Annotated in this window: 10 protein-coding genes; 7 read left to right on the plus strand and 3 right to left on the minus strand. The window is 47.9% G+C overall.

Annotated elements, in window-relative coordinates; all coding sequences use genetic code 11:
- From C4H11_RS01510 to C4H11_RS01540, 7 genes are all read left to right on the plus strand, one after another.
- Positions 1-708, plus strand: a complete 708-nt coding sequence (locus C4H11_RS01510) for a tRNA1(Val) (adenine(37)-N6)-methyltransferase (RefSeq protein WP_106040194.1) — start codon at positions 1-3, stop codon at positions 706-708.
- Between the two features lie 529 nt (positions 709-1,237).
- Positions 1,238-2,089: an ATP phosphoribosyltransferase gene (gene hisG / locus C4H11_RS01515; protein ID WP_106040195.1), complete on the plus strand. Its 852-nt coding sequence runs from the start codon at positions 1,238-1,240 to the stop codon at positions 2,087-2,089.
- 71 nt (positions 2,090-2,160) lie between these two features.
- Positions 2,161-3,453 (plus strand): histidinol dehydrogenase, encoded by a 1,293-nt coding sequence (gene hisD / locus C4H11_RS01520; protein WP_106040196.1) that lies wholly within the window; start codon positions 2,161-2,163, stop codon positions 3,451-3,453.
- Positions 3,454-3,480: 27 nt separating this feature from the next.
- Positions 3,481-4,533, plus strand: coding sequence for a histidinol-phosphate transaminase (gene hisC / locus C4H11_RS01525; protein ID WP_106040197.1), 1,053 nt, complete (start codon positions 3,481-3,483; stop codon positions 4,531-4,533).
- Positions 4,534-4,545: 12 nt separating this feature from the next.
- On the plus strand, positions 4,546-5,688 hold the full coding sequence (hisB, locus tag C4H11_RS01530) for a bifunctional histidinol-phosphatase/imidazoleglycerol-phosphate dehydratase HisB (RefSeq protein ID WP_106040198.1): 1,143 nt from the start codon (positions 4,546-4,548) through the stop codon (positions 5,686-5,688).
- Positions 5,689-5,849: 161 nt separating this feature from the next.
- Positions 5,850-8,942, plus strand: coding sequence for a SusC/RagA family TonB-linked outer membrane protein (locus C4H11_RS01535; protein WP_164996500.1), 3,093 nt, complete (start codon positions 5,850-5,852; stop codon positions 8,940-8,942).
- 11 nt (positions 8,943-8,953) lie between these two features.
- A complete protein-coding gene (locus C4H11_RS01540) occupies positions 8,954-10,621 on the plus strand; it encodes a RagB/SusD family nutrient uptake outer membrane protein (protein ID WP_106040200.1) in 1,668 nt (555 codons plus the stop codon).
- Between the two features lie 139 nt (positions 10,622-10,760).
- Here the strand turns inward: C4H11_RS01540 and C4H11_RS01545 are convergent, their stop codons facing one another.
- From C4H11_RS01545 to C4H11_RS01555, 3 genes are all read right to left on the minus strand, one after another.
- Complete coding sequence (locus C4H11_RS01545; protein ID WP_106040201.1) at positions 10,761-13,511, minus strand: M60 family metallopeptidase; 2,751 nt, start codon at positions 13,509-13,511, stop codon at positions 10,761-10,763.
- A gap of 269 nt (positions 13,512-13,780) precedes the next feature.
- Positions 13,781-14,698, minus strand: coding sequence for a DUF4959 domain-containing protein (locus C4H11_RS01550; RefSeq protein WP_106040202.1), 918 nt, complete (start codon positions 14,696-14,698; stop codon positions 13,781-13,783).
- Positions 14,699-14,719: 21 nt separating this feature from the next.
- Positions 14,720-16,609 carry a RagB/SusD family nutrient uptake outer membrane protein gene (locus C4H11_RS01555; RefSeq protein WP_106040203.1) on the minus strand — a complete coding sequence of 630 codons (1,890 nt, stop codon included), beginning with the start codon at positions 16,607-16,609 and terminating at the stop codon, positions 14,720-14,722.
- Between the last annotated feature and the right edge of the window lie 3 nt (positions 16,610-16,612).

Genomic DNA, 16,612 nt, shown 5'->3' on the forward strand with positions numbered 1-16,612 from the left:
ATGTCAAGTTCAACTTTCCGGTTTAAAGGTTTTACTATTGAACAAGATAAATGTGCCATGAAAGTAGGTACGGACGGAGTGCTTTTGGGGGCATGGGCGCCGATTGATCAGGCTAAACGCATACTCGATGTAGGAACGGGTACGGGATTGATAGCCTTGCAATTGGCACAACGCAATGCGCAAGTAGGCATTACGGCTCTCGAAATAGATCCTGTTGCCGCGACGCAAGCCGCGGAAAACGTGCGTAATTCTCCTTGGGCCGACAGGGTAGAGATAATATGCCAGGATTATCAGGTTTACAATCCGGCAAATAAATTCGACCTTATCGTGTCCAATCCCCCTTACTTTGTGGATGCTCTGAAATGTCCCGATGAACAGCGATGTATGGCAAGACATGCAGGTGGATTGAACTACTTCACGCTCTTTAGGAAATCGAAAAGCTTATTGACGGAAGAAGGGGTGGTAAGTATCATTATCCCCTCGGAGGTAGAAAAGATTGTGCGGGATGCGGCATGGGATAACGGTCTTTTTCCGATACGCCGGATGCAGGTCTTCACCAAGCCCGGAAAGCCATGCCGGCGCATTCTGCTTAGTTTCGGCTTTCAAGAAAAAGGATGTATGGAAGAATGTCTATGCATCGAAACCGTGAACAATGAATATACCCCGGAATACCGACATCTTACAAAAGAGTTTTATCTGAAAATGTAAATAGATGCATTCCGGCAATTGCCGGCTCGCATCTCCTCCGTATCAACTCCGTATATCCTCCGCATCTATAGATACGGAGAGAGTACGGCCTTGATACGTCTTTGATATAGAGCAGGTCGCCAAAATTTCATTTTTGATGGCTTGTAGAAGATTGTATAAATCGGTGAACCCTATTCGCGAGGCTGCTAAACAGAAAGGCAAAAGCGGAACATTGCCATTATAAAAGCAGAACTATTAATAGTTTGAAGGGATTTTCTGTAATTTATGTGACATTTTTTTTGTAATTTCAAATTAATGCTTTATTTTTGTCGCATTAAAAGAGATGAATATGAACTATAATACTGTAGCACATCATTACCATCATCCTGACGAATAATTCGGTGGGCGCATGAGTGTATGTATTCTACAATAAGTAATAACGAGGCTTACCGAATATGGGGTAGGTCTCGTTTTTGTTTTATGCCAATCGGATTTCGGGATTGAACCCGATAAATGAACTGTGAATAAATTTAAAATAAGAAGACCAATCATGTTAAGAATTGCAGTACAGGCCAAAGGCCGCCTCTATGACGAAACAATGGCTTTTTTAGAAGAATCGGACATAAAGTTGAGTGCCATGAAACGCTCATTGTTGGTACAATCGTCGAACTTCCCTCTTGAAGTGCTGTTTTTGAGAGACGATGATATTCCTCAATCAGTGGCTACGGGGGTGGCTGATATAGGCATTGTAGGTGAAAACGAATTTGTGGAGAAGCAAGAAGATGCCGAGATAATCAAGCGTCTGGGGTTCAGCAAGTGCCGTCTGTCTCTGGCAATGCCGAAAGACATTGAATATCCGGGAGTGAAATGGTTTGAAGGAAGAAAAATAGCGACTTCCTATCCCGGCATTCTTTCATCATACTTAACAGAACAAGGGGTAAAAGCCGAAATACATGTCATTACAGGCTCGGTGGAAGTTGCTCCGGGCATCGGTTTGGCAGATGCCATTTTCGATATTGTGAGTTCCGGCTCTACTTTGGTGAGCAACCGGTTAAAGGAAGTGGAGATTGTGATGAAATCCGAAGCCTTGCTGATTGGCTGCAAGAATATGAGTGAGGAAAAAGCCGAAATATTGAAAGAGTTGCTGTTTCGGATGGATGCCGTGAGAACGGCCGAAGATAAGAAGTATGTATTGATGAATGCTCCGCAAGAGAGGTTGGAAGAAATTGTCGCTGTGCTTCCGGGCATGAGGAGCCCCACTGTGATGCCGTTGGCACAAGAGGGTTGGTGCTCTGTACACACAGTACTTGATGAAAAATGTTTTTGGGAAATCATCGGAAAGCTGAAAGCATTGGGGGCTGAAGGCATCTTGGTATTGCCGATTGAGAAAATGATTGTGTAACAAGTGAGTTTTAAGAAACAGACAGAAAAGAGGTATGCCATTTTTTAACTTATAATTTTAAAGAACACAATATGATATTAATATCAAACCCGGATAAATCGCAATGGACGGAAATTCTGAAACGCCCGATGATGAATACCGAAAGCCTGTTTGATACGGTAAGAAGTGTCATTGAGCGCGTGAAAGCAGAAGGTGATAAGGCCGTCTTGGAATATGAAGAGAAGTTTGACGGTGTGTCATTGGCATCATTGTCCGTATCGGAAGAAGAAATGGAAGAAGCCGATGGACTGATAAGTGAAGATTTGAAAGCTGCCATTTATCTGGCCAAACAGAACATCGGGACTTTTCATGCCGCACAACGGTTTGAAGGGAAGCAAGTGCAGACACAACCGGGGGTGAACTGTTGGCAGAAAGCTGTTGCCATTGAGAAAGTAGGATTATATATTCCGGGAGGAACAGCCCCCTTGTTTTCCACTGTATTGATGCTGGCTGTTCCTGCCAAGATTGCCGGATGCAAGGAGATTGTGTTATGCACACCTCCGGGGAAAGATGGAAAAGTGCATCCCGCCGTGCTGTTTGCCGCCAAAACAGCGGGCGTGAATAGAATTTTCAAAATCGGAGGCATACAAGCCATCGCGGCAATGGCTTATGGCACGGAAAGTGTACCTAAGACATATAAAATCTTCGGTCCGGGCAACCAATATGTCACGGCTGCCAAACAACTGGTCAGTCTGCGTGACGTGGCCATCGATATGCCTGCCGGCCCCTCTGAAGTGGAGGTCTTGGCCGACGAAACAGCCAATCCGGTCTTTGTTGCCGCCGATTTATTAAGTCAGGCGGAACATGGGACAGACAGTCAGGCTATGCTGGTCACCACTTCTGCAAAGTTGCAGCAAGCAGTGCAAACGGAAGTAGGGCGCCAATTGGCCTTATTGCCTCGCAGAGAGATTGCGGAAAAATCTCTTGCCAACAGCAAATTGATAGTGGTAGATAGCATGGAGGAGGCTATTGAACTGACCAATGCCTATGCTCCGGAGCATCTTATCATAGAGACCGAGAACTATATGTCCGTGGCCGGTCGGATAAGGAATGCAGGTTCCGTATTCTTAGGTTCGTTCACTCCGGAAAGTGCCGGAGATTATGCTTCGGGCACCAACCACACTCTGCCTACAAATGGTTATGCCAAAGCATTTGGTGGCGTCGGCCTTGACAGCTTTATCCGTAAAATAACTTTTCAGGAGATAAAGCCCGAAGGCATTCGCGCTATTGGTCCCGCCATCGAAGTGATGGCATTGCACGAAAACCTGGTTGCACATAAGAATGCGGTCACCGTGAGGCTGAATGAGATCAATCGTAAGAAGTAATCGTATAACTCTGTCCCCGATATAATCATGAAACCATTAAAAGAATTAACCCGCCCGAACATTTGGCAACTGAAGCCTTATTCTTCGGCGCGCGATGAATATAAAGGTGCAACCGCATCCGTCTTTCTTGATGCGAATGAGAATCCTTATAACACACCTCACAACCGTTATCCGGATCCAATGCAGCGGGATTTGAAGAAAGAACTTTCCAAAATAAAGAAAGTGGCCCCTGACCGCATATTTCTTGGAAATGGCAGTGACGAAGCCATCGATCTGGTGTATCGTGCTTTTTGTGAACCTCGTACAGACAATGTGGTGGCCATAGACCCCACCTATGGAATGTATCAGGTATGCGCCGAGGTCAATGACGTGGAGTATCGCAAGGTTTTGCTCGATGAAGAATTTCAATTTTCGGCAGATAAACTTTTGGCGGCATCCGATGCGCATACCAAGCTGGTATTCCTTTGTTCGCCAAACAATCCGACCGGCAACGACCTGCTTCGCCGCGAAATAGAAAAGCTGCTTGGAGGGTTTGATGGATTAGTGGTGCTGGACGAAGCTTATAACGATTTCTCCGAAGCCCCTTCTTTCCTTGAAGATTTAGATAAATATCCCAATCTTATTGTTCTTCAGACCTTTTCTAAAGCATGGGGATGTGCAGCCATTCGTTTGGGTATGGCATTTGCTTCGTTGGAGATTATCAGCATTCTCAACAAAATAAAATACCCCTACAACGTGAATTTGTTGACACAAAAGCAAGCCATGGAAACGCTATACCGTTACTATGAAGTAGAGCATTGGGTGAAGACCTTGAAAGAAGAACGGGAAAATCTGGAAAAAGAGTTTGCAAAGTTGCCTTGTACCGTACATATCTTCCCTTCCAATGCCAATTTCTTTTTGGCTCGCATGACGGATGCCGTGAACATTTACAGTTATTTGGTCAGCGAGGGCATCATTGTACGCAACCGCCATTCGGTATCGCTCTGTGGAAATTGTCTGCGCATAACGGTAGGGACACGCATGGAAAATGAGAAACTGATTGAAGCGTTGAGAAGATTCAGAATAGGGGAACACTTATAGAGGAGAATGAGTATGAAAAAGGTACTTTTTATAGATCGTGACGGTACTTTGGTGATTGAACCTCCCGTTGATTATCAGCTGGATTCTTTAGAAAAATTGGAGTTTTATCCGAAGGTGATGCGTAATTTGGGTTTTATACGCAACAATCTGGATTTTGAATTTGTCATGGTGACTAATCAAGATGGACTGGGAACAGCTTCCTTTCCGGAAGAATCTTTTTGGCCGGCACACAATTTGATGATGAAGACACTGGTGGGAGAGGGCATCACGTTTGATGATGTTTGTATAGACTGCAGTATGCCCGAAGACAACGCCCCGACCCGCAAACCACATACAGGTATGCTCACTAAGTATCTGGATAATCAGGAATATGACTTGGCACATAGTTTTGTCATCGGCGACCGTCCTACCGATGTGGAACTGGCAAAGAACCTGGGATGCCGGGCCATCTTGCTGCAGGATGATGCCGCCTTGTTGCATCCCGAAAGAGGTACTGCCGCATGCGAAGGTCTTGAAGCTTATTGTGCCCTTATCACCAAAGATTGGGATAAAGTAACGGAATTTCTTTTTGCCGGCGAACGCAAAGCGGAAGTGCGGCGCACCACCAAAGAAACAGATATTCATGTGGCTTTAGATCTGGATGGAAAGGGGCGTTGCGATATCACTACCGGACTGGGCTTTTTCAATCATCTGTTAGAGCAAATAGGCAAGCATGGCGGCATTGATTTGACAATTCGCGTGAAAGGTGATTTGGAAGTGGACGAACATCATACCATAGAAGATACAGCTCTTGCTTTGGGCGAATGCATCTATCGGGCTTTAGGCAGTAAACGAGGAATAGAACGTTACGGCTATGCTCTTCCCATGGATGACTCTCTTTGTCAGGTTTGCCTTGATTTCGGCGGGCGTCCATGGCTTGTATGGGATGCAGAGTTCAAGCGCGAGAAGATAGGGGAGATGCCCACAGAGATGTTCATGCATTTCTTTAAATCGCTAAGCGATGCGGCTAAAATGAACCTCAACATCAAAGCGGAAGGGCAGAACGAGCATCATAAGATAGAAGGAATCTTCAAAGCCTTGGCCCGTGCACTGAAAATGGCTGTGAAAAGGGATATTTATCATTTTGAGCTACCCAGTTCCAAAGGGGTCTTATAAGGGGATGGCATAAAAGTTTCAAGAAAACGGCGTTTCTTTTTAGTATAGTTCGTATTTGAATTGTATTATTAAACAAAGGGAATAAAATCTCTTTTTCAGTAATTAATCATTTATTTAAACTTAATCATTTTACTATGCTAAAACGAACAACTTTAAGTGCGATGCTATTTTCCATAAGCCTTTGTGGCGGAGTAGCATTTGCTCTACCAGTCATGGGTGCAGAGCGTGTCGAAATCTCTCAACAAGTCGGAAAGTGTACCGGCAGCGTATTAGACAATCAAGGGCAACCCGTCATCGGTGCTTCTGTTGCTGTAAAAGGAGGGCAAACCGGAGCTGTGACAAACCTTGACGGAGAATTTTCCATCCCGGACGTACCCAGAGGAACTGTACTGAAAATATCTTTCATTGGTTACAAAACGGTTGAGGTTACTTACAAAGGCACTCCCTTGACCATAACTTTGGAAGAAGATTCCGAACTTATCGGCGAAGTGGTCGTTACTGCCATGGGTATCAAACGCTCTGAAAAGAGTCTGTCCTATGCCACTCAGCAAATAGGCGGTAAAGAACTCACTACGGTTCCCACAGCCAACATGCTCGACAATCTGGCCGGTAAGGTGGCCGGAATGAGCATCTCAAGTTCAGCGGCCGGAGTGGGTAGCTCTGTAAAAGTATTGCTTAGAGGCAACCGCTCCATCTACGGAAACAACCAGCCGTTGTATGTAGTGGACGGGACTCCCATCAATGCCAAACCATTGACCAATGGTGCCAACAGTGATGGAGGCTATGGTGGTTCCATCGACGCCGGAGACGGCCTGTCGGGCATTGCTCCCGAAGACATCGAAAGCATCAACGTGTTGAAAGGTGCTTCTGCTGCCGCACTTTACGGTAGTCAGGCAGCCAATGGTGTCATTATGATCACTACCAAGCGCGGTTCGCAAGATAAGACAACCGTCAACTTCACCTCCTCTTTCCAAGCCGATATGCCCTACATGACTTACGAATTTCAGGATAAGTATGCCATGGGGACAGCCGGTGTCAACAAGCCCTCCAACATGCAATGGGGAGCCAAATCGGATAAACCGATAAACAATGATTTCATCGATGACTTCTTTGAAACCGGACAGCTTTTCCAAAACACCGTTGCCGTGAGTGGCGGCAGCAAAATGTTGCAAAACTATTTTTCTTATCAAAACACTACCGGAAAAGGCATCATGCCTAAGAATAAACTGGAAAGGCATAATATCAGCTTACGCAGTACCACTTCCTTATTGGACGGGTTTATCGACGTAGATGGCAGCGTGGCGCTTACCAAACAAAAGATGAATCATGTGCCTTCTGCTCCGAGCCGTTATTTCAACCCTATCGTAGGACTTTATCTATTCCCCGAGGGAACCGATGTGTTCAATACCTTTAAGGAAAAATACGAGGTGATGAATCAAAGCCGTAATATCATGACCCAAAACTGGACTCACGAAGAAGACATCAACAAGAATCCCTATTGGCTCGTCAACCGATACAACTATACCTATAATATGGAAAAGGTAATCGCTAAGTTGAACTTGACTTTCAATCTTACCGATTATCTGAATCTGAAGTTGAGGGGTAGTTACGATAAGACCAATGGTTTCTCCGAACGTCGCGTAAACTATGGAGTCAGTATCATCTCTTCCAATGATGATTCAGGTGGAGGTCGTTTCGAACGCTACCACGATGAATTCTCCAATACGTATGGAGACGCCCTTCTGAACTTCAACAAAACATTCAGTAATTGGAGCGTTCTGGCCACTTTGGGAACTTCGGTTAGTAACAGCAAAATAGTGAAAGACGGTATGCGCATCACGCTGAACTATCCCAACTTCTTCCACATGAATAATTTTACAGGTCGCCCGCAAAACTCTAACAGTTTTGAAAAGAGAGTTCTTTATTCCGTATTCGGAACAGCTTCTCTCGGATGGAAAGACATGCTCTATTTAGATGTGACAGGACGTAATGACTGGTCATCCACTCTGCCGAAAAACAATCGTAGTTTCTTCTATCCCTCGATAGGTACATCATTTATATTCAGTGAGATGTTGAGTAAGACAAATTCGCTGCCTTCTTGGCTCACTTTCGGAAAAGCGCGCTTGTCATGGACTCAAGTGGGTAACGACATGCCTTGGGGTAAGACGATTGTTTACGACTCTCTCAATGAACTCGGCGACATCACTGCCAACACCATTGCTCCGTTCACTGACTTGAAACCGGAGAAATCAACCTCTATCGAAGCGGGTTTGCAGTTGAAGTTGTTCGACAACCGTTTAAGTTTTGACTTCGCTTTTTACTCCACCAGCACCAAGAATCAGTATTTCCTTGTGGACAACACTTCCGGTACGGGGTACTCCAAGTACTATATCAATGCCGGTGAAATCAGGAATACCGGTTTCGAGGCTTCGATTGGCTTCACGCCGGTTCGCACCAAAGACTTCGAATGGAATGGCTCCATCAACTTCTCGACAAATAAGAATAAGGTAGTCTCTCTGCCCGAACAATATCAGAAAACCGGTTTAATATTGGGAGGCGGTGATTCATCTGCGTTCATGTTCAAGCTGTTTGAAGGCGAAGAATGGGGCAATCTCTATGTAGACCGCATGAAGCGTGATGACCAAGGACGTGTCATCGTGACCGAAACCCAGAAAGACGGGGTGGTGACCCAACAGTTGGCGCAAACCAACGAGAAGCAATATGCAGGGAATATCAACCCGAAGTTCATGCTCAGCACACGTCACCAATTTGTATATAAAGGCGTTTCATTGGGATTCCAGCTCGACGGGCGTTTCGGCGGCAAGGCCATATCGCTGACGCAAGGTTTCCTGAATAAATACGGACGCAGCCTTGAAAGTGCTCAGGCACGCGACGCCGGCGGCGTGCATGTTCCTGCCGTAACGGATAAAGGAGAAGTCTACAACAAGCCCATCAACGCCGAAGTATGGTATACTTCCAAAGAAGGCGAAGTGGCTTTGTACAATGCAACCAACGTACGCCTGAGAGAACTGTCTCTGGGTTATTCTCTCCCGGCTTCCTTACTTGCCAAGACCAAATACGTAAAGGGTGTCACACTGTCATTGGTGGCACGCAACTTATTCTATCTGTATCGTGATGCGCCATTCGATCCGGAGTTTGTACTCTCTACAACTTCCAACAGCATGACCAACATGGATAACTTCAGCATCCCTGTATCGAGAAATATCGGATTCACTCTAAACGTTAACTTTTAAATGATGCATATATGAAAACGAAAAAAATATTATTCCCACTATTTGCGGCCGGATTGTTATTGACAACCGGATGTACCGATAATTTTGATGAATATAATACCGACCCCTATGCCGTGAAACCGGAATATATGGAAGCCGATTTGGCATACATGGGAGGAAGTATCACTCAAATGGAAAAGTCCATTTACTTCAATGCCAATAACTGGGACTGGGACTTCCAGATAGCCCAAAATCTTTGTGCCGACATCTTTAGCGGTTTCATGGCTCCTCCCACTCCATTCAACGGTGGAAAACACAATGGCAACTACTTCCTCATGAAGGGTTGGACCAGCTATTCCTTCGGCATGTACAACGGAGGCATCATGGCTCCTTGGAAGAAGGTGAAAGAGAATACCCTTGACAAGAAAGAGTTCACCGAGGTATATGGTGTAGCTCTCATCCTGAAAGTTATGGGTATGCAACGCTCTACCGACTGCTACGGGCCTATTCCTTATTCTAAATATGGCGAAGGAGGCGTGTCGGTGGCATACGACTCGCAAAAGGACATCTACAAGCAGTTCTTTACCGAGCTTGACGAAGCTCAGAAACTGATTAGCGATTTCTTGCAGAGCGACCGAAAAACAGCCAAGCTGCTCAAGAAGTGGGATCTCATCTACACAAGCGACTATGAAGCTTGGATGAAGTTGGCCAACTCTCTGCGCCTGCGCCTTGCCATCCGCATCTCTAAAGTAGATCCCGCATGGGCCAAAACCGAGGGAGAAAAAGCATTGAGCAATGCATATGGCGTGATAGAGACCAAAGCGCAAAGCATGATTCTGCCTACGGCAACCATGAAAAACCCGCTTAACATTCTGGCTTATGCATACAATGACATACGTATGAGCGCCGATATGCAGTCTATCCTTATCGGTCTGAAGGACCCGCGTATAGCTGTCTACTTTAGTAAGGCTACGGACTCCAATCCCGAAATAAACGGTCAATATATAGGTATTCGTCAAGGAATCGACTATCCGTCTAAGGCTCAAAGAGAGAAATTCTCTAATCTGGGAGAGGCGTGGGTCATGGACAAGAGGAATGTAACCCCGATTGTGCTGATGTCTGATGCCGAAACATACTTCCTTAGAGCCGAAGCCCTCTTGAGAGGATGGCAGCCGAAAAACGCAAGCGACAAAGTAGAGGAATTGTATAAGAAAGGGATAGAGGCCTCTTGCTCATATTGGAACGTCAGTGGCGGAGAATATATCAACGGCACTACGCAACCTACTGCCTATACCGACCCCAGCGATAAGAAAGAAGACGGCACGCACAATACCCGTTTCGATGCTCAACCGGCATCTACCGTCACCGTGAAGTGGGATGAAAATGCTACTCAGGAACAGAAACTGGAAAAAATCATCACCCAGAAATGGATTGCTCTCTTCCCCGAAGGACAGGAAGCATGGTCGGAATTCCGCAGAACAGGCTATCCCAGACTCTTCCCGATGGTTGTTAACCTTTCTGCCGGCGAGATAGATTCAAATATCATGATACGTCGTCTGCCTTTCAATCAAGACGAATACAAGAACAATAAGGAAGAAGTAGAGAAGGCTCTGCAACTGCTGGGGGGACCTGACACCGGCGGTACAAAACTTTGGTGGGACACCAATGCCGGAGCAGCCGACGGAAAGCCCAATTTTTAGTGGCTTTATTAAAGAAACATTGTAGTTAGAGACATCTATTCATTTTTTAGAGATACTGTTCTATATATGGAGCAGTATCTCTTTTTATTGAACTATCTGATGTCCGTATGGAATAATAAGGAGACGCATAGCACGTCTGTCAGAATTTCACCTCCGTTTTGCTTCCGTCGTAGCCTACTGCCAGCACCTTGATGTCCGGGCCTGCTTCCGTATCCAGACTGAAAGAAGCTTTATTGGATACGAATACTGGTGTATCGCCATCATACACTTCGTAGGCCACTACATTTTGCCAGCCCGTCATGGTAATGGTTTTGCCGCTTTTTACGGCGGTTCCTTGCCGTACGGGCAAGCGGTTTTTGAATATTTGCCGGTTGGAATCGGAGATATATTCTATCTTTTCGCCGGGTGCCGGGTAGTTTTTAGCTTTCACGGCGGCTATGGTTTTGTCTATCCGGCTTTGTTCGATTAGAAAGCGTACTTTCCCGTAGTCGTCTATTTCGCTGTCGAAGGGCGACAAGTAGCCCCATTTCCCGAAGAAATCGGTCAAGTCGGTCTGTGCGATGTCGCACGCAATCTTCACAAATTCCAATTGTTGAGCACCGGGGTCCGGTTGGTCGGGCGTGGTACGTATCTTCTCATACAAATCCTTATAGAAATCCGTCTTGCCGCACACGTCGGAAAAGTAGAGCTGCAACTGCCACAACGAAACCAGTTTGCAGAAAACATCTTCCTCACCGGGATGAGGCACGTGTTTCACGAACGAGTTGTAATAAGCCTTTTCATAGCGGTTATTGAAACGCCCCAGCGCTTCCGTCTCGATGCGTGAGGCATTGCCCCATTCGGTTTGCACGTAAAGGGAGTGGACGTTGTTCGTAACTTCGGTCATGCCGTGCCATTTGAATCCGGGACGAGTCTGAAACGAGTGCCCCTGTTCGTGTGCAGGCCCCCAAGGTGATTTCTTCAGTTCGTTCACATCCAGCAGTGTCCTTCTCTCGCTTTCACCTGTCACATTGTATGCCGTGCGGTAAGACGTGGAGTAGAAGTAAGCATGATACATGGCGTGAAAATAAGCGCGGTTCACGGTGGGGCGGTTGTATTTCATCAATCCCATGAACTCTTTCTCCAGACGTACCAGCTCATCGTAAGCATCAATCAGTTGCTTGCCGTTGTTGCCCGCATAGGTCTTGAAGTGTGCGGTGGGGAACGTGAGGTGGGCGTGCTTGCCCAACACATCGAAATACTCGTCAACGGCCGCATTGAGGTATTTCGGCCAGTCGGACGCCTGATGCTTCTGCGAGTCGAAATATCCGTTTACTTTTCCGGTTGCAAAATGAATCTTGACCGGAGGCGCCGTCCGGTAGTCGGGAGTATGGTAGAAGACATATACCAATCCTTTATTCCTCATTTTTAATTTGTTAATTCCCTCGGAAAGCGTATATCGAGATGCGTTCTCATAGCCGTCGCCTCCCGGTTTGTTCAGATTCTGGACTTTCAAATCGAGTTTATATCCTACGGTGGGGCCTACGAACACGATAAGTTCGTCATTTTCTCCTACGCTGATTCCGGTAGGATTGTCGAGCAGACTTAGCGTAGAGGTTTTGTTCACGCGTGCCCACTCGTCGGGATGCGGCCAGGCACGATAGTGCTGAATGCGGAACTCGTGCGGATAACTTCCTTTGTGCAGATAGTAGGCTATGTTGCGGTAGAGGCTGTTCGGCACTTTCTCAATCTCTTCGAGAGAGATGCCGGGCTTCAGTTCCGAGCAGGTGAGGTCGGTAAAGAGCGTAAGCGGGTCGGGATTGCGGCGATAAAACTCCATCTCGGCGCAAGAGGCAAAGCCTTGCCCGTCGCCGTGACCCGACTTCACGATGAACTTGATGGACAGCGGTTTTATCAGAGGCTTGTCCAGCATGACTTTTGCCGCCAGCGGAGAGCCTTTGAAGTCATAGTCCGTCACTTTCGCATAATCGGGGGCGGCCTGTGTGGACACCCAAATCTCCACTTCCTTGAAATGGCCGTTGTAGCCCTCGGTGCGGGGATAGTAAATCAGGTAGTCGATGCTTTCCTGATTCTCGAAGAAATACTCCAGTGTGATGGGAAAATAATGCTCTCCCTTATTGTTCCACGACGAGTGGTAAATGCTTTTGTAATCGCCGTCGAACGATTTCTCTATTTCTCCGCCCTGCTGTGAAGAGCTTGCCGCGGCATGGCTTACGGGCACTTTTACGTCGTCCTTGATGTCGCCGGAAGTTTCTCCCGTATAGCCTGTTTGTGCTTTCTGCGTCACCGGAACTTTCTTTTCAAGTGTTCCGCCTTTCTGCTTTACAACCAGCTCGGTGGTGCGCGCCGCATCTGCGGCGTTGAACGACACGCTGAAGCGATGCGCCTTCTTCACCATCTCCACGGCGCGCGTATCGGCCATGGGCTTAATCCAAGCGGCATCTGCCGGAATGCTGATGTCGTACTCTACGTTGGCCGTAACTTCCAGATTTATCTCTCCGCCGCTTGCGGCAACGGTGAACATCTCGGAAGAAAGCAGCAGGGCCGGAGCCATGCCCAGTTGTTCCACAACGATGATTTCGGACAGTCTCCCGGCTGTTACCTTAATCTCTCCGCGGCGTTTTTCCATCTCCTCGTTGGCAGACACACTGATTTGCAGTATAGAGCCGCGGCCCTGCGTCTTGAGCCATGTTGCGGCATCGCCTTGCACGGTTGCCGTCCAATGGCTGTCGTTCGTCTTTATCTGAATGTCGGATGAGGAAGCCGTCTCGGCGAAGTTCACCGTTTTCTGCCCGATGATGAGGGACAAAGCTTCGTCTTCAGGTTTGTCACTGCACGCAGGCGTCAGGAAAACGGATATGGTTAAAAGAAAAAACAAGTGCAATCTCATGGTAAGTGTTTTTATAGGTTTTCTTAGAAAAGTCTGTTTGGATTTACCACGCCGGTTCAGGACAGAGGTCCTAAATCCTGCCGGCATCTTGTGCCCTTATTACGGTTGAATCCGCAATGGTTTCAGACACTTGCCCCTATCGTGACAAAGGCTTGTGTCTGTCACGACAGGGGCTTTTGCCTGTCGGCCTGAACACTTGCATCTGTCACGACAGGGACATGTGTCTGTCAAAAAGAAAATCAAAACAATATCTTGCTTCTAACCGGCTGCTACAATACGGTTGTTTCTCCGGTCTCCGGGTCGAACATCTCCAGCTTGTATTTGTAAAGCTTGATTTCGGCCAGGGCGAAGTACAGTCCGCTGCCGTGAGGCTCGAGAACTTCGAACCATACATACTGCATCGGAGACGGAAGAACGTAACCCGGAGATTCCACCTCGCTGCCGCTCCCTTCGGGCATGCCTCTGAACTCGGCCACCTTATGCGCCGAGAACCCGGCCGGGTTGAAAGTGGTTCCGTCAAAGGTTTCGCTCACCCAAAGATTCATATTCTTCGGACGATTGTTGTTGTTGGCATGCGTACGGTTTTTGAAGAAGAAGCTCAATGCGCCGATTGCCTCGGGGGCCTTCATCACAATGTAATGCGGGAAAGGCTTGGGGCTGCTCCAACTCATGTGAAAATACGTGTTATAATTATTATCCACCAAGTTTGCAATTACGCCTTCGCCATAGAGCGGCTCGGGATTGCTGGCCCAGATTTGGGTTGCATCTATCTTCATTTGCTCCTTGGAGTCGGAAATTACTTTGATTTTCTTGGGCAACGCGAGCGACTCGGCAGTTATGGTACGCACTTCTCCTTCGCGTCCTTTGGCGGTTACGGGCATCAGCTTGAACTCGATGGCCCCGTATCGCTTCAGCAAACCGTCGATGACGATATGGTCGGCATAGACGCTGGCCAGACGGATGTGCTCCTTGCCCGTACCCGGATGCATATAAGTGACCCGGATGTATTCGTAGTTGGCCGCTTCCGGAATCTTCCAGCTTATTTTGACGGCTCCTTCCTGCGGCTCGGCAGTGAGTGAAGAGGCTTCGATTGCCACGGGCAGGGGGCCCATATCTTCTTTCTGGCAACCCGAAAGTGCAAGCAGCGCAATGGCCCCTGCAAAGGCATACAAAAATAAAGGTTTCATATCGTAAAATAGATTTAAGCGTTAATAACCGGGATTGTTCACAAGTTTGGGATTTCTGTTGACGTCATCGCTCGGTATAGGCAACAGATAGTTTTTCGGCGCCTCGAATTTGCGTTCGAAAGAGATTTCCCTGAGTTGTGCAAATTCGTCGATGTCGTTCCCCTCGATATTAAGTCCCTGAGCTTTCTTGCTGAAGGTTTCTTGGGCAATCATCCAGCGGCGCATATCCCAGAAGTTCTGATTTTCGAGATAAAGTTCTATCTGGCGTTCCCGGCGTACGATTTGGCGCAGTTTGTCCTTATTGAGTTCGGCCACGCCCGCCCACGATTTCTCTACGGTGGGAATACCCGCACGCGTGCGCACCTTGTTCAGGTAAGTCTTGGCGGCATCCAGTTCGCCCGTCTCCACGCATGCCTCGGCATAGCCCAGATAGAGGTCGGCCAAACGGATGACCGGCCACGGATATACTGTGCGGTTGGGACCTCCTTTTCCCATAACCATGTTGGGGTCTGTACCTTTTTTATTGAGGTATCCGCCGGGAGAATAGTTGTTGGTGCGGTTCTTGCGCCCCTGATTGCCATCCTTGAAGAAGTTCAGGAGGACACGTCCCCGTTCGCTCATGTAACCGGGAATGGGGTATGCGTTGTCGGTTCCGTTCAGCACTTCGAAATATCCGCCATGAAAACCCACCCAGGCATAAAAGCGCGGTTCGCGGTTGAGGTTGAAGGCGATGGTCTTCTCTCCCTCCTTGCCATAGGCGGCATGGCCGGCGTCTATGCTGACAACCGCCAGCTTGTTGTCCGACTTGAATTCAGGGTCTTCATCCCACGGCAGTCCGTTCTTCGTATAGAAACGGTTCAGCATGGTCCACGTGAGCGACACACCGTTGGCACCTTGCTCCACGGAGGTTTTCGGCATACATTTCAGTTGTATGTCGTAGTAGCCTTCTCCCCGCGTGTCGGCAAACAACACTTCGGGGTTGGCTGCGCCTTTCCAGTCGAGGGTCAGGGTACGCATACGTCGCACGATGCCTTTCTCCGGGAACTTGTTTGCCGAGCCGTCTTCGCCCCGGTAGGCATCGTTGACGTAGAGGCTGTGACCGTTGCTCTCGGCCAGCTTGATGGCTTCCATCAGTGCGTCGCGTGCTTTCATCCACTTCTGCGCGTCGTATGAGGCGGGCATCAACGCTACGCCTTCTTTATCTTTGAAACCGGCATACGCACTGTTTCCGTTGAACAGGGGCGAAGCGGCGTAGAGCAGCATTTTGGCCTTTACCGATTTGGCCACGATGCTGGTGGCCAATCCGTATTGGTTCTTTATGTCCCGCTTGGCAGGCAGGTCTTTGGCGGCTTCGTCAAGCAGGTCGCAAATCCAAGCCACACACTCGTCGTAAGGCACACGGGTGGGATATTCGGAGGCAAGAATGTCTGTCGACGGCGTTTCCTTAATCAGCAGGATGGGGCCGTAGGCACGCGAAAGCAGGAAGTGATAGTAGGCGATGAGGAACTTGGCCTGTGCCCGATAATCATTCTTCTCGGCATCCGTGGTGTCGGGAAACCTGTCTATTCTTTCCATGAACATGTAGCACTGGCGTATTCCCTGGAAGAAAGTATTCCAGTATGAGATGACCGGTGAGGAGGCCGAATAATTCCCTTTGGGGAAGGCGGCGAACGTTTCGTGCTCGAAAGCGGTTATCACCTCATCGCCCGTGAGCAGATCGAGACCTCCGGGCGTGTTGGACGGGTTGGGCAGATAGGCATAGCAGGAATACAGATAGTCGATACCGTTGTTGCGCCCCGCATACGTGTCGGTGTCCGTAGTCCGCTCGTCGGGCACTACGTCCAGAAAATCGCAAGATACACTGCATATCATGGCCAGTGTCAGGGCAAATATTTTGGATAATAATTTCATATA

It is taken from the genome of Bacteroides zoogleoformans, assembly GCF_002998435.1.
In the GTDB taxonomy this organism is placed as follows: Bacteria; Bacteroidota; Bacteroidia; order Bacteroidales; family Bacteroidaceae; genus Bacteroides; species Bacteroides zoogleoformans.